Below are 23,027 nucleotides of genomic sequence, written 5' to 3'. Positions count from 1 at the left end.
TCCATTCTAGTAGTCAGCGAAAATCTCTACTTCGACCTGCCACCACTGGCTGACCCAGAGCCTCGGACATATCCACCAGACGATCGGCCACGATTGTCACCGCACCAGAGGCTGTCTGCGCGATACCGCGCACCACCATCGCCCGCGAATTCACCGCTACCGGCCGAAATCGATTCCACAGCCCCGGCGTACATAGCACATTCACCAGCCCAGTTTCGTCCTCCATTCCCAAAAATGTCACTCCGCCAGCGGTCCCCGGACGTTGCCTATGCGTCACGACTCCCGCCACTTCTACTCGTGTTCCGTCGGGCACTGCTTTCAGTTCCGCCGCAGGCACCACTCCACGTTCCTGCAGGTCTGCCCGCAACGCGGCCACCGGGTACTGCCCCGGGGTCACTCCCGTTGCAGTCAAATCGGCAGCTGCCAGCTCAAACTCCGTCATGCCGGGCAACGCAGGTGCGTCGGCAAGCGTGAGCCCCGGCAGCATGCCCTCACTTTCCGTCGCCGCCACGCCCGCCGCCCACAGTGCTTGACGACGGTCAATCCCCAGCGACCCAAGTGCCCCTGCACGCGCCAGTGCTTCCATGTGCCCAACACCCAGCCGAGCTCTGCGGGCGACATCTGCTGCGTTGACAAATGGCCGCGCTGCAACGATACGTTCCGCCACGTCATTGCCCACACTGGCAATGGCGCCGAGCCCCAAACGAATACGCCCATCGATGACGCGGGCTTCCACGCCTGAAACCGCGATATCCGGACCATCGCAGCCGATACCGTGCCGGCGGGCATCGGCAATCAACGACTGCGGAGAGTAAAACCCCATGGGCTGAGCACGGAGCAATGCGACACAGAACTCCGCCGGATAGTGGTACTTAAACCAAGCCGAGAAATACACCAAGGAGGCAAACGACTGCGCGTGTGATTCCGGGAAACCGTAGGCGGCAAAGGCCACTATCTTGTTCCACAGTTGTTCCCCAATATCCGCATCAATGCCACTGGTGCGCTCCAGCCCAGCCAGAAAACGGGCATGAAGCGCTTCCATTTTGGCCACTGAGCGCTTCGACCCCATAGCGCGACGCAGCGAGTCCGCTTCCGCCCCACTGAAACCCGCCGCATCGACGGCCATTTGCATCAGCTGCTCTTGAAATAGCGGGATGCCCAGTGTCTTCCCGAGGGACTTCTCCAGCACTGGATGCTCATAGGTCACTGGTTCGAGTCCATTTCGGCGGCGAATGTAGGGGTGCACGCTACCGCCTTGAATGGGGCCTGGGCGAATGAGTGCCACCTCCACCACCAGATCAAAGAACTCCCTCGGCTTCAGTCGGGGCAAGGTGGCCAGCTGCGCGCGCGATTCCACCTGAAACACGCCCACCGCGTCCGCGCGTGCCAACATCTCATAGACCCCCGGCTCGGCGACATCTATTTCCCACAGGTTCACTCGGCGCCCATGCTGTTCATAGACCAAGTCAATGCAATGGTGGATGGCCTCCAGCATTCCGAGGCCAAGCAGGTCGAACTTCACCAGTCCCGCTGCCGCACAGTCATCCTTATCCCACTGCACTACCGAGCGACCTTCCATGCGTGCCCATTCCACTGGCACGACATCCGCAATCGGCCGATCACAAATCACCATTCCGCCAGAGTGAATACCTAGATGCCGAGGCTGCCCACGAAGCTGCTCCGCCAGTTGCTGCACCGGCTCCGGCGGGCACGCCTCCCGGTCTCTGACCCACGCATCGATAACGCCCGGCGAGTACCCCAACACCCGCGCCGCATCGCGCAATGCACCGCGCCGCCGGTAGGTAATGACATTGGCCACCTGCGCGGCATTGTCACGACCATACTTTTCATAGACGTATTGGATGACCTCTTCCCTACGACCAGACTCAATGTCTACATCGATATCCGGTGGCCCATCCCGTTCTGGCGACAAAAACCTCTCGAACAACAGCCCGGCACTAATGGGGTCAACATTGGTGATCCCCAGCGCAAAACACACCACCGAGTTAGCGGCCGAACCGCGCCCCTGCGCCAGAATTCCCGCCCGGCGACAGAACTCACAGAGGTCATGCACGATGAGGAAGTAGCCTGGAAAACCCAGCTCTCGAATCACAGTCAGCTCATTCTCTAACTGCGCCCACGCCCGCGCTTGCACGGAGCTATCCCCAGCTCCATCGGCCGGACCATACCGCCGCCGCGCCCCCGCACGAGCAATTTCCCGTAGCCACGAATCCTCATCGTGACCAGCAGGAACCTCCCAGCGAGGCAACTCAGGCGCAATGAGATCAAGCGTAAAAGCACACTCACCTGCAATGTCCTGTGTTGCCTGCAGCACCTGCGCCCCCAGATACCGTGTTGCCGCCGATAGCTCCTCCCACGAACGCAACCAAGCTCCGCCTGCGGGCTCCAGCCGTGACTCGAACCCGTCTAAGTCCTCCCGCACAGCAAGGGCCTGCTTCGCCCCGGCCAACCGGCTTGCCGCAGGCGAGGCCGCCGTCGCAGCAGAGGAAACCACCTCCCGCAGGCCATACTTCACAGCTGCGGCCGAAATAGCCTCCTCATCATCGGCCGCCTCTGCTGTGGAGCTCAGGCGGTGCTCGAGCGCCACGTTCTCCGCACCGAAGGCCGCAATGAGCTCTTCCAAGTCGCCGACCCAGCTGACGTCGGCAAGCACCTGCCAGAAACCACCTGCGGCCTCCCCTAACTCTGGCAGCGAGGGATAGCGGACGACGGACTTCTCCCCTGCCGACATATGCGCATCACACAGCGTGTGGCTCAGGCGCCGATAGCCCTCGGGCCCCCGCCCCAGCACTGTGAGGGGCCGCTGCGGAAGCCCCAGCTCCGCGCCGATGATTGTGGCGATACCAGCCTCCGCTGCAGCCTCGGCAAAACGAGCGATTCCATAGAAACCATCGCGATCTGCGAGCCCCAACACGTTTAACCCCAAACGCGCAGCCTCGGACACCAATTCTTCCGGATCCGATGCGCCATGCAGGAATGAATAGCTCGAACGACAGTGCAATTCCGCCTTAATATCCGCAGGCGAAAATGACACGCCACCTCCGCCACTAACACCGCTTTCCGGAGCTTCAAAAGCCCCAACGATGGAATCTGACAGCTGCCCCCTCCAGCCGTTGAAGCTGCCATTAGGCTGTAGTTTTCCTGAAAATTTACCCGATAGAATACGCTCAATCCGCGACCAGCTCAGTGGCCGACCGGACTGCTCCGACTGTCCGTCCGAGATGTTTTCCATGCCATGAACATTAACCCACCCTACGGACTGCATTCAAACGTATTTTCGATTAGTATGTGCATTAAGCGCCACCCCCGGGACGCATCCGTAAGTCACACCTCAGCCACGCTCGACTGTTTAGGCTGAAGTTGAATTTTCAGCACTACCTGGGCAAGTGCTAGCCTTAACCCCAGAATTAAAGACAGCTTGGTCTAGTTCTGCCTTAAAACTTCAGCTAACAAATCCCATTAAATAAGGAGACCCCTCGATGAACCTCAAGCGTTTTTCCGCCGGTGTACTTACTGTCGCGTTCGCCGCAACCGGCCTTACCGCCTGTGGCAGCTCGGATGATGCCATTCGCATCGGCACCACGGATGCCGGCAAGAAGGCCTGGACCGTTTTCGAGCAGAAGGCTTCCGAACAGGGCATCGATCTGGATGTTCAGCCCTTCTCCGACTACCAGACCCCGAACCGCGCACTCGATGAGGGCCAGCTCGACGTCAATCTCTTCCAGCACATCAAGTTCTTGGCTGAGTACAACGTCGGCGCTAAGTCGGACCTGACTCCGATTGGCTCGAGCGAAATTGTCCCGCTGGCTCTGTTCTGGAAGGACCACAAGTCGGTTGATGAGCTGAAGAAGGGCACCGAGGTCGTCATCCCGAACGACCCGTCCAACCAGGGCCGCGCTATTAACGTGCTGGTTCAGGCTGGCCTGCTGAAGCTGAAGCAGGATGACCTGCTGACTCCGTCCCCGGCTGACATCGATAAGGAAGCTTCCACAGTCACGGTCCTGCCAGTGGACGCTGCTCAGACCCCGGCCGCTTACGGCGAGGGTAAGCCTGCCATTATTAATAACTCCTTCCTGGACCGCGCCGGTATCGACCCGAACACCGCCATCTTCCAGGATGACCCGAACTCCACGGAGGCAGAGCCGTACATCAACGTCTTTGTCACCAAGGCTGAAAATGCTGACGACCCGAAGTACGCGGAGCTCTCCAAGATCTGGCACTCCAAGGAGGTCCAGGACGCAGTCGCAGAGGACTCCAAGGGCACCTCGGTTCCGATTGACCGTTCGGCTAAGGAGCTGCAGGACATTCTGAATCGCGTCGAAGAGCAGCAGCGCGAGCAGAACTAACGCCATTGCCACTTAAGTACCGCCCAACACCAGGGAACATAGACCAAGGGGCACTGATTCATTCGTGACCAACAAGGGAACGAAGCTCGAGTTCCGCGAGCTGAACAAGCAATTCGGCGACGTCACCGCGCTCGCCGACATCAACCTGACCGTTGAACCCGGCGAAATCCTCGGCGTCATCGGTTATTCCGGCGCCGGTAAATCAACGCTCATCCGTATGATTAACGGCCTGGAAAAGCCAACATCAGGGCAGGTTTTGCTGGATGACACCGACATCGTCGGCATCTCCGAGCGCCGGCTACGGGGCCTGCGCCGCAATATCGGCATGATTTTCCAGCACTTCAACCTCTTCCATTCGCGCAACGCGATTCGCAACGTTGAATACCCGCTGGAACTGGCCGGTATGCCGAAGGCCAAGCGCCGCGCTCGCGCCCAGGAGCTGTTGGAGTTCGTCGGTCTCGGCGACAAGGCGGAGTCCTTCCCAGAGCAGCTCTCGGGTGGACAGAAGCAGCGTGTCGGCATCGCCCGTGCGCTCGCCACCGAACCGACGCTCCTGCTTGCCGACGAAGCCACCTCGGCACTCGACCCGGAAACTACTTCCGGTGTCCTGGATCTGCTGCGTCGCATCAATCGCGAAATGGGTGTCACTATCGTGCTGATTACCCATGACATGTCGGTTGTGCGCGGTATCGCTGACCGCATGGCCATCATGGAAAATGGGCACATCGTCGAAACTGGTACGGTTCACGGGGTCTTTGCCAATCCCAAGACTGAGGTTGGCCGCCGCTTCGCCACCACCGCACTGCGCGATGTTCCGATTGGCCGTGAACGCGATTCGGTGAATCAGTCTGCCGAGAGCGCAGCGGCTCGCCTGGTCACCATCACTATCAATGACGGTGTTGACCTCGGCGCCCTGGCACAGGCCACTAGTGCCCACGGTGTCGCCGCCTCGGTGGCACACGGCGCGGTCGCCAATGTGCAGGCGAAGTCCTACGGCCGCCTTACTTTGCGATTGACTCCGCTGACAGGCAATTCCGCCTCGGATCCCTCTGATTTCGATGCCGCCATTGCTGCTATTTCCGAACTGACACAGGTAGAGGAGCTTGCATCATGATTGGTCTCTTAAACTCTCTGCCATCAGTGAGTGGCAAGGACACCAACTGGGATAGCCTCGGCCCGATGCTGGGCGAGGCATTCGGCCAGACGCTCTACATGGTCTGTGTCGCCATGCTGATTGGTGGTGTCGCAGGTCTGGCAATCGGCGTGCTGCTCTACACCACCCGCGATGGTGGCGTACTGCGCAACAGGTTTGTCTACCAGGTCCTCAATGTCCTGATTAACTTTGTTCGACCAATCCCGTTCATCATCTTGGTTACAGCCATCGGCCCACTGACAAAGAACGTGGTCGGCACCACGATCGGCACCGAAGCCGCAGTGTTCGTCATGTCGATTGCCGCCACCTTCGCCATCGCGCGCCTGGTGGAGCAGAACTTGATGTCCATCGACCCCGGCGTGATTGAGGCCGCCCGTGCGATGGGCGCAAGTCCGTGGCGCATCATCCGCACGGTCGTCGTGCCGGAGGCACTGGGCCCGCTGGTACTGGGCTACACCTTCGCATTCATCGCCGTGGTCGACATGTCAGCTATGGCCGGCTACATCGGCGGTGGCGGACTGGGCAACTTCGCAATCACCTACGGCTACCAGGCATTCGACTGGAACGTCACTCTGGTGACAACCCTGGTCATTATCTTCATCGTCCAGTTGGCGCAGATCTTCGGCAACTGGCTCTCCAAGAAGATTATGCGCAGGTAGCCGCACACATTAGCTAGCCACTAGCTAGCAGCGGGTCACTTCGACCGCAGCCCAGCCCTTCTTTGGCCCTGGAGCATCACCGCAGGAAGACACAACGCCTTCCGTGGTGATTTTCTCCAGGGCCACTTCATATTCCACGACCTTGTCGCGGTCGCTGGGGCCGTCGTAAAGCGCGACGACTGCAGTCGTGCCGTCGACGTCAACGCGTGCGACATCGTCTACGCCCCACGTATCGGCTTGACGACGCACAGCCAACTCGGCCGCCTGCCCCTGCGGGGTGTAGATACCACGGCCGCGGCAGCCCTCTGCATGCACGATGCCCTGCTGAGCGTCTTCGATGACCCCCTTGGCATCCACCGCACTCAGACGTCCAAAGCTGTAATTCCATGGCAACAGCACACTCGCCGGCGCAAAGCGGTGCCCCTTAGAGTGCGAGGTTTCCCACACGACCTCTGGGTAGAGATTGTGCATCGCAGCAGCGAGCGGGCGACCTTTAATCGCACAGCAACGATCGCGCTTACCGTGCGTACAGATGAGAAACAGTGGATGGTCCAGACGAGTGGCTCCCTCGGTGGGCTGACCAAGGCGAATATCCAGAGTCATCAGGTCTTCAACATCGGCAACCATGCGGTGTTCGAGAAAAACCTCAGAGCCATCCACTGACTCACAATGCGCTATATAGACGTTAACGCCATCACACGGCTGCTGGCCGATTCGGCCTGGCTTTCGAATCAGTTGCAACGCGCCGCCGCGTTCGGACAACCAGGCTTCTAATCGACCGGTGATCTCTGCTCCCCATACCCCGCCGTCAAAAATATCGTGCGACCAACCGAGTTGGTGCTCCAACGCAATAAAGAGTTTTCCGGTCTTCGCAGTACCGGGAAGCGGCTCAGTCATCTGAGCGGAACAGGTAGTATCAAATTTGGCCTGGCTCATACGCCTAAGCGTAATTGAGTGCCCCCTGCGATTGGGGCTTAGGTCGCAGCGTTCACCCCTGTTTTATTACTATTGTGCAACACTTTGACAACAAATACTTCTGACCTCGACTTTTGTAGTTCAGCTTGTTGAAATTCCGCAACTGCGCACATACCGTCAGACGTATGAATACGAAATCGCTGGATGCTTCGCGCAACCGTACCCGTATCGCGGCATCCCTGTGCCTCGCATTGGGCCTGGCTCTCGGCGCTTGCTCCTCTGACTCATCCCCAGACTCGGCTGCTGCAGTGTCTATGAAGACTGACTCAACCGCTGGCACCTCCGATTTGTCAAGCAGCTCTAGCAGCTCCACTAGCTCGTCTGCGGCAGCGCAAACCACCATGGATGACGATGCTGCTCCGGAGGGCGATTTCAATAGTTCCTCCTCAGAAGCTGCCCCTTCCGATGGCGCTTACTTGGGTATTGAAGATGTTCGTGTCGGTTCCCACGACGGTTACGACCGCATTGTCTTTGAACTCACGGGCGAGGGCACTCCGGGATATTTCGTCCGTTACGAGGATGTGCCGACCCAACAGGGCTCCGGCAAACCGATTTCGGTCGACGGCACAGCCAAGCTGGTAATCGACTTGCGGGGCATGGGTTACCCCTTTGATTTCCAGATGGAGGACTTCCCCTCTGACCCGGTCAAGCCGACATCGACTTCCGTTATTAAGGAAGTCGTCGGCGCCGGCACCTTCGAGGGACAGACTCAGTATGTCGTCGGGCTCAAGGGAGATAAGACCCCATTCAAGGTTTTCTCGTTGAGCAATCCGAACCGCCTGGTTATTGACTTCCAATCGAAGTAATCGGGTTGCCCATCCCCGGTGCCGGCCCCTCGCTACGCCTCTACGCGTAAGCCCCCTCGATTCTCCATGCGCCGGCATGCCCTATGAGCAACCAGGCGGCGATGGTACCGTCATTCGCCATCGCACGGATTTGTATTCTTGCCGCTCGACGAGCCTCATCGGGCACCCACCAGCGCTCATCAATCGGCCAGGGCCCAGCCCACGATGACACGCGGTACGTTGTCACTCCATGCCGCACCAGAGATGGTTCCGCCGTCATGGTCGCTCGCCCAGTTACGCCCACGGTCTGCCCATTGGCATCGAGCACTTCCACCTCAGCATTAGCAGTCGCGGGAATAGTTGCCGGATTGGGGGCAAGAACGGCTCCCGGCCACGGCTGATTATTTTCCGCGGTTTTTGTGCTTTTGGGTTTTTCTCCGAAAGCGACAAATCCCACTCTTTCTCCTGGGCCACGCCCGCCCTGCATGATTGGTTGCTGTACTGCCTCTGACCCCAGTAACCCCTGCACACGCTCGGCAGCCCGGCGCGCTTTGGCTCGCGCATCATCGCTGCCGTGCCACAGATCCTGTTTTACAGTACCGGCGGCGACCACATCCAGTGGCTCTAACTGCAGCTCTACAATTCCGCGGCTGTCATCTCCATCATTTTCCTCAGCGCCGTCAACAGTTCCAGCAACAGTGCCGCTGCCTCCTCGTGGCTGCTGCCGATTCCTGTTATTCAGCCAGCCATCGAGCTGCCACCGAACCCTGTCAGCCGTAGTCTGTTCTGCCAGTGGCTCAGTGCAGCGCCATACTCTGCGCACCTCTGAGCCGTCACTAAATTGCGCCACCACCGCTAAGCGGTAACACGAATACCCATGGTTAAAAAGTTTTTCATGCAGTTGCCCAGCTAGAAAGCGCGCGACGAATGAGGCCTCATCCACTCTTCGGAGTGGACTCTCCCAAGACTGGTAGCTCACCGCCAGTCCTGGCGGCAAAGATCGCGGCGCCACCAACCGCACTTCCCCACGGCAGGCCAAATCGTGCCATCTAGCCCCCTGCGCCCCAAACCTGTTGGCTATATCCCGCTTCGGTAACGCAGCGACATCCCCCAATGTGCGCAGGCCGAGTTCCTGCCACGACTTCGCAAGCTCTGCGGGCATCTCCAGTGCACTTTCCGCCCTCAGCTCCACCAGAGAGATTCCCTGCCGAAATCTTTTGCCTTCATCTTCCCCGGGAGCTACCAGCACTCCCCTGCGCGCTGCCAAAATAGCTGTCACAATATCGTCCGCGAGCCCCAAGCTGCAGTCCACGCCCGGTACCGCAGCGGCATCAAGCAGCTTTTCCAAGGCCACATCCTGTCCGCCGTAATAACGCATTACCCCTCGCGCTGCCACAACCGCCAAGCCTGGCCGTAGAGCTTCGACCCCAGCTGCCACCGCCTCCAACCGTTGCAGCACGGACTCGAATTCTGCAGCGTCGCGCACCGCACTTTCCTCGACAACCTCCAGCTCCGGGCACAACGCTTCCGCATGGCGACGGCTTTGCCCGCGCCGTACCCCTGCACGGCGCGCACTCGGAGAACAAGCAGCTACTCCGCTATCACCCACAATCGCAACTGGACTGAGCGGATTAGCCTGCGACGTCACAGATGCTAGATGTGCTGCCTGCACTGGCCAATCAGGAAGCCATAGCGCCACCACACGGCTCGATTCCGCCGCTACCACTAGGACCTCCTCTGCGCGGGAAACGCGACCACATTGTTCTGTTCCACCTGTTCCCCCACCCGCCAACGGCACTGCCTCCGCGGAAACCGCGTCCCCGACACACTGACTTGGTAATCCACTGCTCGAATCCGGCCATAACCAGTGCCAAGCCCGGAAACACCAGCGACAGAGCTGGAAATTTCCGCAGCAGCGCCCGGCCACTGCTGCCCGACAAAAACCAGAGCACAACCACTCGTGCGCAGTCGTGCCTGCAGCGGACGTGCCTGCGACGGCGGCGGAGTGCGCGCCAACGAAGCCACCACCAAGTCAACGCCGCCCGCCAACAGCCCAATTACTTCAAGCGGCTGCATTCCAGGATCTGGCACACAGACAATGTTCGATAGCTTCCCGCCCAACTCCACCACGGAGAGCAACCCCTGTTCAGCGAGTCCAACTAGCGCAACATGACCTGTCTTCGTAACTTCCGCGATTAGACCTGCCAATACCGCACCGGGCTGTTCAATGACACTGACAGCCCCTTTTCGCACTGCTCCCGCCAACGTATTTTCCAACGCCTCCGGCACCGGCAGAGCCTCACCGAGCCCAAAGGTTGCACCAGTTGCAGTCCCACCAGACTGGGCTGCCATCGCCTGCCGCAATGCCGCAATAGTCTGTTCCTTAGACTGCCCCGCAGCAATATTGACCGCCGTTGTCACTTCTTGTTCCACCTCATCCCGCTGCTATCCCACTGCCATCTCACTGCCATCCCCACTGCCCTGCCCACCACGAACACTGCTCGAATATTCTTTCCCAACAAGCGGATTAAACACTACCCTAAATAGAATGTACGTTCGATATTAATGTGCGAAGAAAAGCGCCGCACACCACCGCGCGACGCTCTAACCTCAGCCGAGTACTACATTTCGTACTACTTAGGCCTTCACATCGAGAACTACATCGAATTCGAGCAAATCAGCCGACGACGACACCGGCTTGCGCTTTTCGCCCTCATGCGAAGCCTTGAAGGCACGGCCCTCACGCCACCCCTGGTAGGCCTCCTCGCTCTCCCACTCGGTAAAGACAAAGTAGCGGCTCTCTCCTGCAGTTGGACGCAGCAGCTGGAAACCAATGAAGCCCGGCACATCGCTCATCTTTGAAGAGTTTGCGGAAAAGCGACGTTCGAGCTCTTCTCCCGAACCCTCAGGAACGGTAATAGCGTTAATTTTTACAATGCTCATGGTCATAACACTAGCCACACAACTCTCAACAATCTATAGTTCCATCGCTACTAAAATTAAGAAGTATGACAGATTCCAGCCGGCACCAACACTCTTCAGGCTCTTACCAAGACGGGGCCGAACGCACGACAAAATTTATCAATAGTCCCGTGCGCCTGGGGACGGCAATTGGCGTCACCACCGCAGTGATCGCACTGCTCGCATTGCTTAAAGCCCACATCATCGGCTCCATTGGCTGGTGGATCATGATAGCGCTTTTACTGGTACTCATCGGCACCACACTTTTCGTGCGCCAGGCAAAAACACCCACCAAAGAAACTCGGCCCTCCTACTTCGCAGAGCCGATGCGTGAGTCACCAAACGACATCTCGTGGAATAGCAGTATAAGCGTGCTGCTCATCTTCCCCGGAGCATGGATCATTGCCGCCGTCGCCGAACGAATTTCCTCTACACCGGTCGCCTGCATAATGACCCTAGTTCTGTCCGCCATCACCGCTACCTGCGCAATCCTGCCGCGGCAATTCGGATTCCTCCCTCTCGCCGCGCATCTTCCTGACAATTTCGCCCAGCGCTGCCCCTACCCCGCCGACTCACCAGAGGCCCGCATCCTCACAGTCCTCTTCATCGCACGTCTACGCGACGGCTACGTCTTCTTCACCGACCAGCTCCCCTATTTCGCCATGCTTGACGACGATACCGTGAGCGCAGCTCTCCACACCCTAGCCGCCGATAAGCGCATCACCATCGCCAAGAACAATTCGGCCCTGACGGAAAAGGGCCGTGCCCGCGAGTTTGCACAACTCACAGACACGGCCCTTGCCAACTAGTGGCTTACTCCCACTCAATGGTTCCCGGTGGCTTGGAAGTCACATCCAGGACCACGCGGTTGACCTCAGGCACCTCGTTGGTGATACGAGTGGAGATTTTCTCCAGCGTATCGTAGGGAACACGAGTCCAGTCAGCGGTCATCGCATCCTCAGAGGAAACCGGGCGCAGCACGATTGGGTGGCCATAAGTACGACCATCACCCTGGACACCAACCGAGCGGACGTCGGCAAGCAGGACGACCGGGCACTGCCAGACAACCTCGTCCATACCTGCGGCCGTCATTTCCTCGCGTGCAATGGCGTCGGCGCGGCGGAGGGTATCCAGACGCCCCTCATCGACAGCGCCGATGATGCGGATACCAAGACCCGGACCCGGGAACGGCTGGCGAGCGACGATTTCTTCCGGCAGCCCCAGTTCGCGACCGACCGCACGGACCTCGTCCTTAAACAGCAGGCGCAGCGGCTCAACGAGGGTGAACTCAACGTCATCCGGCAGACCGCCGACGTTGTGGTGGCTCTTAATGTTGGCGGTACCAGAACCGCCACCGGACTCAACCACATCCGGGTACAGGGTGCCCTGGACCAGGAAGTCCACGGTCTCGCCCTCCGGAGCGCCCTCCAGCGCCTGTGCGACAGCGCGCTCGAAGGAGCGGATGAACTCACGGCCGATGGTCTTACGTTTGGTCTCCGGATCGGTGATACCAGCCAGAGCATCCAGGAAGACCTTGGAATCGTCGACGGTAATCAGCTTCGCACCAGTTGCGGCAACGAAATCCTTCTCAACCTGCTCGCGCTCGCCCTGGCGCAGCAGCCCATGGTCGACGAAGACACAGGTCAGACGGTCACCAATAGCGCGTTGCACAAGTGCGGCGGCAACTGCGGAGTCAACGCCGCCAGACAGACCGCAAATTGCGCGACCGGTCTCACCGACCTGATTACGGACCTGCTCAATCAGCTCTTCCGCGATGTTAGCGGCAGTCCAGTCCGGCTCCAGGCCAGCAATCTCATACAGGAACTTCTCCAGAACCTGCTGACCATACGGCGAGTGGTTGACCTCCGGGTGGTACTGCACACCGGCCATGCGCTTTTCCAAGCACTCGAAAGCCGCTACCGGAGCACCCTTGGTGGACGCCGTAACGGTGAAGCCCTCCGGTGCCTTAGACACCGCGTCACCGTGGCTCATCCACACCTCGTGTGTCTCCGGCACACCAGTGTGAGCGACACCGCCACCGTCGACGACGTTCAGCTGCGTGCGGCCGTACTCACGGTCACCGGTAGCAGCAATCGTGCCGCCGAGCACCTCAGTCATCGCCTGGAAGCCGTAGCAAATACCAAACACCGGAATGCCCAGCTCAAGCCACTCTGGGTTGAGCTTCGGGGCACCTTCGGCGTAGGCACTGGACGGGCCTCCGGACAGCACCAGCGCAGCCGGGTTCTTGGCCTTAATTTCTTCGGTCGTCGCATCATGCGAGACCACTTCGGAATAAATTTTTGCCTCGCGCACACGTCGCGCGATGAGCTGCGCATACTGCGCACCGAAGTCCACGACGAGGACGGGCTTAGTCACCTGTTCAGACACGCCCTAAAGCTTATCAAGACTTACGGACTGCAGGCATACCCAGGTTCAGTGCAGCCGGAGCATCTTCCGGCACAGCCGGGTTCACCGGAGCAATCGGATCCAGGCGCACGTAGGAGTCACCCTGCGCCGGACGCAGATCTTCCTCACCCTTATTCGGCCACAGCGACGTTGCACGCTCCGCATTCGCGGAAATCGACAGTGACGGGTTCACTCCCGGGTTGGCTGCCATCGCCGAACCGTCGTGAATCGAGAGCGTCGGGTAACCCCACACACGCAAGTACGGATCAACAACGCCGTTTTCGGGTGAATCCGAAATCGTTGCGCCGCCAATGAAGTGAGCTGTCAAAGGAATGTTTGCCAACTCACCGATAGTGCCCCCAGCCAGCACACGACCATTCCGACCACGTGCACTGAGCTTGTCCGCCGCACGTTGCGTAGCTTCGTTACCCGACGGAATCCACGTCGGATTCGGCTCCCCCTCGCCCTGCTTACTCATCAGGAAACGCACCGGCCCGATCTTTTGCAGGTACGTCGTAATCGAGTTGTCGCGATTCTGCATCACCAGAGAAATCACGGTGCGCTGCGACCACTTACGCAGATTCACGAGCTGCGTCAGGTAGTTAGGATGCTTTACGACGGTTCCCACAGCCTGCAGCCAACGCGGAGTTGCACGACCTCCTTCGGTCATAATCATCTGCAGCATTGCGATGGCATTAGAACCCTTGCCATAGCGCACTGGCTCGATATGGGTGTCCTCATCTGGGAAGAATGACGAAGTGATGGCTACACCGTTAGAGAAGTCATTTTCCGGGTCCACCTTCGTACCCATCGCGCCCAAAATAGCCTCGGAGTTAGTGCGGGTCAGCTTGCCCAAAGACTTCGGCAGCAGCGGCAAGTGCCCATCGGCCTGCTGGCGATGCAGCAAATTCTGGGTGCCCCATGCACCGGCGGCGAGAATGACGCGCTTAGCGCTAAACTGCTGCTTGCCCTTAGCTACCCAACGACCAGTGCGCTCAGTGTCAATAACCCAGGAGCCATCAGCCTGAGGATGCAGACCGGTAACGGTAGTGCGGTCAAAGACCTGCGCACCAAACTTCTCCGCCAAGTAGAGGTAGTTCTTAACCAGGGTGTTCTTAGCATTGTGACGGCAACCAGTCATGCACTCACCACATTCCGTACAAGCAGTACGGTCCGGGCCAATCCCCCCGAAGTAAGGATCGGAAACTGTTTGCCCCGGCGCACCCTGACCACCGGTCTTGGCGCCAAAGAACACACCCACCGGAGTCGAGCGGAAAGTATGGCCCACACCCATATCTTCGGCTACCTCACGCATGACGACGTCGGCAGGCGTGTCGGATGGGTTGGTGACCACCCCGAGCATGCGAGATGCATTGTCATAGTGCGGAGTGAGTTCTGACTCCCAGTCGGTAATGTGCCCCCACTGACGGTGCTGGAAGTACTCGGTGCCCGGCTTATACAGAGTGTTTGCGTAGTTAAGAGAACCACCGCCGACGCCGGCACCAGCGAGAATCATGACATCTTTCAACATGTGCACACGCTGGACACCAAAGAGTCCCAGCTTAGGAGCCCACAGGTACTTGTGAAGCCGCCAGCTGGTCTTGGCAAAGTCTTTATCTTCGAACCGTCGACCAGCTTCGAGAACTGCCACTCGGTAGCCCTTTTCAGTCAACCGCAAAGCAGAAACAGAACCACCGAAACCGGAACCGACGATTACAACATCGAAATCACGTTGTTTACTCATGGGAAAAGCCACCTTCTCTAAGGGCGTAACGCTAATGCGCGGAACTCATGTTCCTAACCCTAAGCGGAGGTGGCTTTTCAGTAAGGTAGTTTTGCGAAAAAACTATCCGATTACTTTAATTAAAAACCCTTTGGACGTACCGACAGCTCAACGCGGTGGAAGGACTTCAGGTTGGTAAAGCCGCACTTGGCCATTGCGCGACGCAGGCCACCGGCGAGATTGCGGTCACCGAACGGCGAAGCGGAAGGGCCAAACAGAGCCTCTTCCAGGCTGACCAATTCCTTCTCATCGTCGACGACCGGCCACACCGCACCGCGCGGGTACTTCGGATGTGCCGCAACAGACGGCCAGGCGTAGCCCTGCCCCGGAGCTTCGTGGACGGTTGCCAGCACACTGGACAGTGCCACAGCATCCGCACCGCAGGCGATTGCCTTGGCGATGTCACCGACGGTATCAATGCCGCCATCGGCAATGATGTGGACGTAACGCCCCTCGGTCTCATCGAGGTAGTCCTTACGAGCAGCTGCAGCATCCGCAATAGCGGTAGCCATTGGCACATCGATACCGAGCGCATCCGGGGACGTCGTAAAGCCCGTACCGACAATCACACCAGCTGCGCCTGAACGCATCAGATGCAGCGCAGTCTGGTAGTCGACAACGCCACCGGCGATAACTGGAACGTCCAGGCTGCCGATGAAGTCCTTGAGGTTTAGCGGTTCACCCTGAGCCGTGACATGCTCTGCGGAAATCAGCGTGCCCTGGATAACCAACAAGTCGATGCCGGCCTTGATAGCCAGCGGAGCCAGCTCACGGGCATGCTGCGGGGAGACACGAACTGCAGTAATCGCGCCGGTTGCGCGAATCTCCTTGATGCGCTCAACCAACAGGTCAGTATCAATTGGAGCAGAGTGCAGTTCCTGCAGCTTGCGGTTCGCTGCCTCGGATTCACGCTTGGTGGCGGCATTCTTTGCCAACTCCACCAGCTCGGCGATCTTGTCCTGCGCATCGGCGTGACGGGCCCAGATACCCTCGGCGTTGAGAACCGCCAAACCGCCCAGGCGAGCAAACTCAGCGACGGATTCCGGGCTGGCGATGGCATCTGTCGGATGCATCATCATCGGGAGTTCGAAATCGTAGGCGTCAATTCGCCAGGAGGTATCGACGTCCTTGGACGACCGGGTACGCCGAGTGGGAACGAGTGCAATATCGTCCAACTCGTAGGTCCGGCGTGCCTCGCGGCCAATACCGATTTCAACGATGTCGCGCATGAGCTTTCCTCACATGCCCTTTCCGTGGAATTTAACTCGACTAAGCCAGTTTAGCGCTGGTAGTAGTTCGGCGCTTCGACAGTCATCTGGATATCGTGCGGGTGCGACTCGCGCAGGCCTGCAGCGGTGATCTGGACGAACTGTGCGTCGTGCAGCTGCTCGACGGTAGCGGAACCGGTGTAGCCCATAGCTGCACGCAGACCACCGACCAGCTGGTGAACGATGGAGTCGATACTGCCGCGGAACGGAACACGACCCTCAATGCCTTCCGGAACCAGCTTCTCTTCGCTCTTGACATCAGCCTGGAAGTAGCGGTCCTTGGAGTAGGAGCGCTTCTCACCGGTCAGGCCGCGGCCCTGCATGGCACCCAGCGAGCCCATGCCACGGTACATCTTGTACTGCTTGCCGTTGACGAAGGTGACCTCACCCGGAGCCTCAGCGGTACCGGCCAGCATCGAACCGAGCATGACGGAGGATGCCCCGGCTGCCAGAGCCTTGGCGATGTCGCCGGAGAACTGCATACCGCCATCGGCGATAATCGGAACGCCAGCCTTCTTAGCTGCGACAGAGGCTTCCATGATGGCGGTGATCTGCGGGGCGCCCACACCTGCGACAACGCGAGTGGTGCAAATCGAGCCTGGGCCGATACCGACTTTGATGGCATCTGCACCCGCGTCAATCATGGCCTGTGCAGCGCCACGGGTAGCCAGGTTGCCGCCGATAATCTGGATGTTCTCGCCGAATTCCTTCTTAACGCGGGAGACCATCTCAAGTACACCTGAGTTGTGGGCGTGAGCGGTATCAACAACGAGCACGTCTACGCCTGCGTCAGCCAATGCGTGCGCGCGCTTCCAGGAGTCCTCGCCGGTACCGATGCCAGCACCGACCAGCAGACGGCCGGAACCATCCTTGGAAGCATTCGGGTACTGATCCTTCTTGACGAAGTCCTTGACGGTAATCAGACCAGTCAGGCGGCCTTCGCCATCGACGATCGGCAGCTTCTCCACCTTGTGAGCGCGCAGCAGGTTCAGCGCCGCATCGCCAGACACACCCTGCTCAGCCACGACCAGCGGCATCGGGGTCATGATTTCGGAAACCTTGCGGTTCAGGTCTGCCTCAAAACGCATGTCGCGGTTGGTGCAGATACCGACCAGCTTGCCGTCCTTGTCGACGACCGGCAGGCCCGAGATGCGGTAACGAGCGCACTTGGCATCTACTTCGGCGATGGTGTCATCCGGGGAACAGGTCACCGGGTCGGACACCATGCCAGCCTCAGAGCGCTTCACAATCTCGACCTGCTGCGCCTGCTCCTCAATGGACAGGTTGCGGTGCAGGATACCCATACCGCCCTGGCGGGCCATAGCAACAGCCATGCGGGCCTCGGTGACGGTGTCCATAGCAGCGGACACAACCGGAATGTTCAGACGCAGCTCACGAGTGAGCTGCGTCGAAGTATCAACGCCGGAGGGGATAACGTCCGAAGCATCCGGCAGCAGCAGGACGTCATCGAATGTAAGGCCGACTAGTGGAATCTTGTTGGGATTGTCTCCGCCGAGGCTAATTCCCGTGGGGTTGGTCATGGACTCCTCCTGCTCCACCCTTGCCGACATCCGGCCAGGGGCGCTATCGCTTCGTGGTTGCCAAACGTTATATACAGGGTAGTCCTTCAGTGATGAAACGCGACAATTAGGCGGAGCGACAGGTGCCCGACAAGGGTTAGCCGAAAGCTAGCTGAGGGTTATTCCAAGGTGAACTAAACCCCAACTAAGTGCATCGCCAATCGACAGGATTGCCGTACAGAGCTGTTACGGTAGTGGTTGTGAACCACAACTTTTTCTCATCCATGCCGCGGGATCCGTTCGAAGGAGATCCCAATGACCCGGCAAGCTTTCTCGAGCCGGATGAGCCGTTTGCTCCACTGACAGACCAGGAACGTCGAGAGGTTCTTGAAGATCTGGCCGCAGTTCGCCTATTCCGCACCGCTTTGAGCCCAGAGGGATTACTGGGCGTCTGCATGTTGTGTGAGGACTGCGGTGACGAGCACTTTTATAACTGGGAGGTTTTGGAAAACCACTACCTGATGCTCCTGTCTGGACAGGCATCTCCGGTTCACGAGCCACAATTCGATCCAGACCCCTCCCGTTACGCCCCATGGGACTACTGCGCAGGCTTTGTCGACGGTCTGCGTTCTCGACGACCTGGCCGTTTCTAAAAATTTGGTAAGAGTTTGACGGAATTGTTTGCGTAGTATCCCGGCTGGCCTCCTTAGGTTTACCAACCGTTCATTGTTGGCCTCCACACTTGAGCTCACTGCTTCAAGAAAGCTCAATGAAGGAGACATCAATTCCGATGACGTACATCGACCACTTGCCCGGGCCCAATGCGGATTTGTGGGATTGGCAGCTGCACGGCTCTTGCCGCGGGCAGGACTCCGCGACCTTCTTCCACCCGGAAGGCGAGCGCGGACGCGCACGCAGCCTGCGTGAAGCCCGTGCGAAGGCTATCTGCCGTTCTTGCCCTGTTCTTATGCAGTGCCGTAGTCACGCACTCAAGGTTGGTGAGCCATACGGTGTCTGGGGCGGTCTCAGCGAATCTGAACGAAATGAAATCCTTCGAGCTAAGCCGGCCGCACGTGAACGCGAACTTGAACGCGTTCTAGTTACTGCCATGTAGTCCCTCTCCTCTCTCGGACTCCAGCCAGTTCACATAAAACCCAAAATGCTCCCCACCCTCAGATTGAAAGGTGGGGAGCATTTTACGTGCCAAAGGCCAGGGCACTAGCACACTTGCGATTAGTGAGCGTGATCGTGCTGTGGTTCTTCTTCCGGCTTATCCACAACGGAAGCCTCGGTGGTCAGCAGCATACGCGCCACGGAGGTTGCGTTGACGACTGCGGAGTGAGTGACCTTGACCGGGTCGATGACGCCGGACTCAATCAGGTTCTCGTAAGTGTCAGTAGCAGCGTTGTAGCCGTTGCCGTTCTCCAGCTCACCAATGTGGTAGACAACGACAGCACCGTCCTTACCAGCATTCTCAGCAATCCAGAAAGCCGGACGGGTCAGAGCCTTGGCAACTGCACGGACACCGACTGCCTCGTCGCCCTCGAACTCGTCAGCGAATGCCTCGAGTTCACGGGAGATCTGCACCAGTACGGAACCGCCACCGGCGATGACGCCTTCCTGAGCTGCCGCACGAGCAGCGTTAATGGCATCCTCGACACGCAGCTTGCGCTCGTTGACCTCGGTCTCGGTAGCAGCGCCGACCTTAATGACAGCCACACCGCCAGAGAGCTTCGCCAGACGCTCTTCCAGCTTCTCGCGATCCCAGTCAGAGTCAGTGCGCTCAATCTCGGCACGGATCTGGTTACGACGCTCTTCCACAGCCTCAGCGGTGCCAGCACCGTCAACTAGGACGGTCTCGTCCTTGGTAATGGTGATGCGGCGTGCGTTACCCAGCACCTCAAGTCCAACGTCCTTCAGCTGCATGCCAGTGTCAGCCGTAACGACGGTTGCACCGGTGACAACTGCCAGGTCATCCATGAACGCCTTACGACGGTCACCGAAGTACGGTGCCTTCACTGCGGCAACCTTCAAGGTCTTGCGCATAGCGTTGATGACCAGCGCGGACAGAGCCTCGCCCTCGATATCCTCAGCCATGATCAGAGTCGGCTTGCCGGACTCGGCAATCTTCTCCAGAATCGGCAGGAACTCTGGCAGGGAGGAAATCTTCTCGCGGACCAGCAGCACCTGTGCACCGTCGAGAATTGCCTGCTGAGCCTCAACGTCGGTAATGAAGTACGGCGAGAGGAAGCCCTTGTTGAAAGACACGCCCTCGGTCACGGACAGCTCGGTGGCAATCGACTGCGACTCCTCCACAGAGACGACGCCGTCCTTGCCAACCTTGTCCATGGCACCTGCAACCAGGTCACCAATTTCAGTGTCGCGCGAGGAAACGGTTGCCACCTGTGCGATGGCAGCAGAGCTGCTGACCGGGGTGGCGCGCTGCTTCAGCAGCTCAACCGCCTTGTCGGATGCAGCGTGAATACCGCGGTTCAGCGAAATCGGGTTTGCGCCGGCTGCAACGTTGCGCAGACCCTCGCGGACCAGCGCCTGTGCCAGCAGCGTTGCGGTAGTAGTACCGTCACCGGCAACGTCATTGGTCTTGACCGCAACGGACTTAACCAACTGCGCGCCGAGGTTCTCAAACGGATCCTCAACGTCGATGTCGCGGGCGATGGTCACACCATCATTGGTGACCAGCGGACCGCCGAAGGCCTTGTCCAGGACAACGTTGCGACCCTTCGGGCCAAGCGTGACCTTGACTGCGTCGGCAAGCGTGTCCACACCGCGCTTGAGGCCTTCGCGAGCCTCTTCGTTAAAAGCAATAAGCTTCGCCATGTGTGGGTACGTCCTCCCTTTAGTTCTCGATAACAGCCAGGATGTCACGCTGCGACAGCAGCAGGTACTCTTCGCCCTGGTACTTCAGCTCAGTGCCGCCGTACTTGGAGAAGATGACGATGTCACCCTCCTTGACGTCCATAGGAATGCGGTCATCGTCATCGGCCCAACGACCCGGACCAACTGCGATAACGGTAGCCTCCTGCGGCTTCTCCTTAGCGGAGTCCGGGATAACCAGGCCAGAAGCCGTGGTGGTCTCTGCTTCGTTGATCTGGACGAGGACGCGGTCCTCCAGCGGCTTGATGTTGACGTTCGCCACGATGAATTCCTCCATACATGCGGTGATGTGATGTTCTTGTGCCGGTTGGTCTGCCGTGCACAGCCGTCGTCGCGGGTGAACAACTGTGTGTCAAACAACCTTCGTTAGCACTCTACCCCTGCAAGTGCTAACACTCAACAATAGTGAGCGCTAATGCTAATTGGTCAGCTTGTCGGGGTTACACGCCATACGACCGAACGCAGTAACCGTCATTCCGTGTTCCTTGATGTACTCATCGCTAAAGCAGGGACCACCAGAACCGGTTGTGTAACGACTGTCTGGCTCCCTCCTTTGCCAGGCACCTTCGTCCCATTGGTAAACCGCAAGTCCACCACTGTTTGCGCGCCCACCCAGCGCCCACCATCCGTCACAGGCGACGATCGTAAAGTTTTCTTCCGTAGTCGGGAACGCCGACGCCTCGCAATCCCCACTAATCGGATAATCGGGCGTAGCCTTACTCGTAGTTTCCTTCTCCACTTTCTCCGGCGACTTCACCTTCACGGTCTCCGTCGCAGTCGCAGTAACAGTGAGCTTCGGCGCTACTTCATCCTTGGCACCTGCACCAAACCATTGCTCACCTCGACCACTCACAACTAGGTAAAGCACCGCCGCTACAGCGACAATCACCACAAGCAGCAACGCGATGACTGCCCATAACACGCCCCGAGCACGACCGCGCTGATGTTCAACTTGCGGTGCTTGCGTTGTTTGCGGTTCGCCCTGCGGTGCAAACAGCTCAGTCTGATTTTGCGAATTATCGGATGGCTGAAGTTCCCACTCGCTGTAGTCTTTACTCATTTTTGGGCAAGCGCTTTCCTGTAATTGTCCTGCGATCCATGGCAGAGAAACAAGTCAAAGTCAGTTAACGAAACTGAACATGGATCCGAGGGGCAATCACTGCTTATTGCATTACAGGATCTTCCACTGGCATCGATGGGTCGGTCGGGCAGGCGTAGCCAGAGGGCTTGACCCCCGCGGCAATGAGGTAGGCGGCAGCTGCGCCAATCATGACACCGTTGTCGGTGCACAACTTAATCGGTGGCACGTGCAGCGTAATTCCCGCCGAGGTAGCTCGCGCCGCTGCGAGTTCACGCAACCTCGAGTTCGCAGCCACACCACCACCGAGCAGCAGCGTAGTGGCCCCCACATCCTGAGCTGCGCGAACGGCCTTCTTGGTCAATACATCGCAGACCGCCTCCTGGAAGGAAGCACAGACGTCCTCTACGGAGTATTCACGACCTTCCTTCTCCGCCGCCTCGACATAGCGGGCCACGGCGGTTTTCAAGCCGGAGAAGGAGAAGTCATGGCGCGCATCCTGCTGGCGCATCATGGCGCGAGGAAACGCGATGGCCTTGCGGTTACCCTGCTTAGCCAACTTATCGATAATCGGGCCGCCCGGGTAACCCAATCCGAGCAACCTCGAAACCTTGTCGTATGCCTCTCCGGCCGCGTCGTCAAGCGTCGATCCGAGCTCCCCCATCGGACGACCAACCCCCTGTACGCGCAGCAGCTGCGTGTGCCCGCCGGAAACTAGCAGCGCCACTGCGTTGGATAGATCTGCGCCATCGAGAGCTCCGACAGCAACGTGGCCACCAAGGTGATTAATGCCGTAGAAAGGCACACCCCAGGCGGCGGCATAAGCCTTCGCGCCTGCCGAACCGACCAGCAGCGCACCGGCGAGACCGGGCCCCACGGTAGCGGCGACGGCATCTGGGATAAAAGTATCGATACCGAGCTTGGCAGCTGCTTGCGCGCGCGCCTCGGAGACTACTGGCTGCAAGGCTTCCAAATGAGCGCGGGAAGCAATCTCCGGGACCACACCACCGAAGCGGGCGTGCTGCTCCATGGAGGATGCGACGACGTCGGCAAGCACTTCCACCTCGGGAATGGCGGGGGTGCTGGTGTCGGTGTCGTCGTAGCGCACACGCATCACTGCAGCGCCAGTCTCATCGCAGGAACTCTCGATTGCCAGCAGGGTCAACTCGGTCATAGC

The 23,027-nt window shown here is 58.9% G+C and carries 20 protein-coding genes; 7 read left to right on the top strand and 13 right to left on the bottom strand.

Annotated features, from left to right (window positions below):
• Positions 1–13 precede the first annotated feature (13 nt).
• The gene (locus QP977_RS08995; protein WP_070827284.1) at positions 14–3,253 is read right to left on the bottom strand and encodes an error-prone DNA polymerase; all 3,240 of its coding nucleotides are present in this window, start codon (positions 3,251–3,253) and stop codon (positions 14–16) included.
• A gap of 247 nt (positions 3,254–3,500) precedes the next feature.
• Between QP977_RS08995 and QP977_RS08990 the strand changes: the two genes are divergently transcribed.
• The 3 genes from QP977_RS08990 (at position 3,501) to QP977_RS08980 (ending at position 6,179) form a co-directional block, all read left to right on the top strand.
• Positions 3,501–4,367, top strand: coding sequence for a MetQ/NlpA family ABC transporter substrate-binding protein (locus QP977_RS08990; protein ID WP_070827280.1), 867 nt, complete (start codon positions 3,501–3,503; stop codon positions 4,365–4,367).
• A 64-nt stretch (positions 4,368–4,431) separates the two neighbouring features.
• Positions 4,432–5,481, top strand: coding sequence for a methionine ABC transporter ATP-binding protein (locus QP977_RS08985; RefSeq protein ID WP_187406697.1), 1,050 nt, complete (start codon positions 4,432–4,434; stop codon positions 5,479–5,481).
• Positions 5,482–5,546: 65 nt separating this feature from the next.
• Entirely contained in the window at positions 5,547–6,179 is a 633-nt protein-coding gene (locus QP977_RS08980; RefSeq protein ID WP_242458708.1) for a methionine ABC transporter permease, read from the top strand.
• Positions 6,180–6,203: 24 nt separating this feature from the next.
• On the opposite strand, the gene QP977_RS08975 is transcribed toward QP977_RS08980, so the two are convergent.
• Entirely contained in the window at positions 6,204–7,115 is a 912-nt protein-coding gene (locus QP977_RS08975) for a sucrase ferredoxin (protein ID WP_187406696.1), read from the bottom strand.
• Between the two features lie 164 nt (positions 7,116–7,279).
• Between QP977_RS08975 and QP977_RS08970 the strand changes: the two genes are divergently transcribed.
• Positions 7,280–7,960 (top strand): AMIN-like domain-containing (lipo)protein, encoded by a 681-nt coding sequence (locus tag QP977_RS08970; protein WP_187406695.1) that lies wholly within the window; start codon positions 7,280–7,282, stop codon positions 7,958–7,960.
• Between the two features lie 40 nt (positions 7,961–8,000).
• On the opposite strand, the gene QP977_RS08965 is transcribed toward QP977_RS08970, so the two are convergent.
• The 3 genes from QP977_RS08965 to QP977_RS08955 all read right to left on the bottom strand — a co-directional run bounded on the left by QP977_RS08965 (position 8,001) and on the right by QP977_RS08955 (position 10,882).
• Complete coding sequence (locus QP977_RS08965) at positions 8,001–9,665, bottom strand: Y-family DNA polymerase (protein WP_048731534.1); 1,665 nt, start codon at positions 9,663–9,665, stop codon at positions 8,001–8,003.
• Positions 9,665–10,360 (bottom strand): DnaE2-dependent mutagenesis accessory factor ImuA', encoded by a 696-nt coding sequence (imuA', locus tag QP977_RS08960; protein WP_187404336.1) that lies wholly within the window; start codon positions 10,358–10,360, stop codon positions 9,665–9,667. Before imuA' ends, QP977_RS08965 begins: the two co-directional genes overlap by 1 nt.
• 216 nt (positions 10,361–10,576) lie before the next feature.
• Positions 10,577–10,882: an antibiotic biosynthesis monooxygenase family protein gene (locus QP977_RS08955; RefSeq protein WP_070549744.1), complete on the bottom strand. Its 306-nt coding sequence runs from the start codon at positions 10,880–10,882 to the stop codon at positions 10,577–10,579.
• A gap of 65 nt (positions 10,883–10,947) precedes the next feature.
• On the opposite strand from QP977_RS08955, the gene QP977_RS08950 reads away from it, so the two are divergent.
• Positions 10,948–11,709, top strand: a complete 762-nt coding sequence (locus QP977_RS08950; protein ID WP_016422123.1) for a hypothetical protein — start codon at positions 10,948–10,950, stop codon at positions 11,707–11,709.
• 4 nt (positions 11,710–11,713) lie between these two features.
• Here QP977_RS08950 and guaA read toward each other — a convergent pair whose 3' ends face one another.
• The 4 genes from guaA to guaB form a co-directional block, all read right to left on the bottom strand.
• Positions 11,714–13,288, bottom strand: coding sequence for a glutamine-hydrolyzing GMP synthase (guaA, locus tag QP977_RS08945; RefSeq protein WP_048731530.1), 1,575 nt, complete (start codon positions 13,286–13,288; stop codon positions 11,714–11,716).
• A gap of 13 nt (positions 13,289–13,301) precedes the next feature.
• The gene (locus QP977_RS08940) at positions 13,302–15,050 is read right to left on the bottom strand and encodes an FAD-dependent oxidoreductase (protein WP_187406694.1); all 1,749 of its coding nucleotides are present in this window, start codon (positions 15,048–15,050) and stop codon (positions 13,302–13,304) included.
• A 119-nt stretch (positions 15,051–15,169) separates the two neighbouring features.
• On the bottom strand, positions 15,170–16,318 hold the full coding sequence (locus QP977_RS08935; protein WP_048731529.1) for a GuaB3 family IMP dehydrogenase-related protein: 1,149 nt from the start codon (positions 16,316–16,318) through the stop codon (positions 15,170–15,172).
• A gap of 50 nt (positions 16,319–16,368) precedes the next feature.
• Positions 16,369–17,898 carry an IMP dehydrogenase gene (gene guaB, locus QP977_RS08930; RefSeq protein ID WP_016422119.1) on the bottom strand — a complete coding sequence of 510 codons (1,530 nt, stop codon included), beginning with the start codon at positions 17,896–17,898 and terminating at the stop codon, positions 16,369–16,371.
• Between the two features lie 263 nt (positions 17,899–18,161).
• Between guaB and QP977_RS08925 the strand changes: the two genes are divergently transcribed.
• The gene (locus QP977_RS08925; RefSeq protein WP_038629374.1) at positions 18,162–18,530 is read left to right on the top strand and encodes a DUF5319 domain-containing protein; all 369 of its coding nucleotides are present in this window, start codon (positions 18,162–18,164) and stop codon (positions 18,528–18,530) included.
• A gap of 137 nt (positions 18,531–18,667) precedes the next feature.
• Positions 18,668–18,991, top strand: a complete 324-nt coding sequence (locus tag QP977_RS08920; RefSeq protein ID WP_016422117.1) for a WhiB family transcriptional regulator — start codon at positions 18,668–18,670, stop codon at positions 18,989–18,991.
• 119 nt (positions 18,992–19,110) lie between these two features.
• Here QP977_RS08920 and groL read toward each other — a convergent pair whose 3' ends face one another.
• The 4 genes from groL to tsaD form a co-directional block, all read right to left on the bottom strand.
• Positions 19,111–20,715, bottom strand: a complete 1,605-nt coding sequence (gene groL / locus QP977_RS08915) for a chaperonin GroEL (protein WP_048731527.1) — start codon at positions 20,713–20,715, stop codon at positions 19,111–19,113.
• 19 nt (positions 20,716–20,734) lie between these two features.
• Positions 20,735–21,034 (bottom strand): co-chaperone GroES, encoded by a 300-nt coding sequence (gene groES / locus QP977_RS08910; protein ID WP_005510054.1) that lies wholly within the window; start codon positions 21,032–21,034, stop codon positions 20,735–20,737.
• Between the two features lie 156 nt (positions 21,035–21,190).
• Entirely contained in the window at positions 21,191–21,832 is a 642-nt protein-coding gene (locus QP977_RS08905; RefSeq protein ID WP_070827274.1) for a hypothetical protein, read from the bottom strand.
• Between the two features lie 103 nt (positions 21,833–21,935).
• Entirely contained in the window at positions 21,936–23,015 is a 1,080-nt protein-coding gene (tsaD, locus tag QP977_RS08900) for a tRNA (adenosine(37)-N6)-threonylcarbamoyltransferase complex transferase subunit TsaD (protein ID WP_070595976.1), read from the bottom strand.
• Between the last annotated feature and the right edge of the window lie 12 nt (positions 23,016–23,027).

The organism is Corynebacterium sp. MSK012 (genome assembly GCF_030232435.1).
Taxonomy (GTDB): domain Bacteria; phylum Actinomycetota; class Actinomycetes; order Mycobacteriales; family Mycobacteriaceae; genus Corynebacterium; species Corynebacterium jeikeium_D.
Note: the sequence above shows the minus strand (reverse complement) of the source record. Positions and strands in the feature narration are given on the sequence as shown.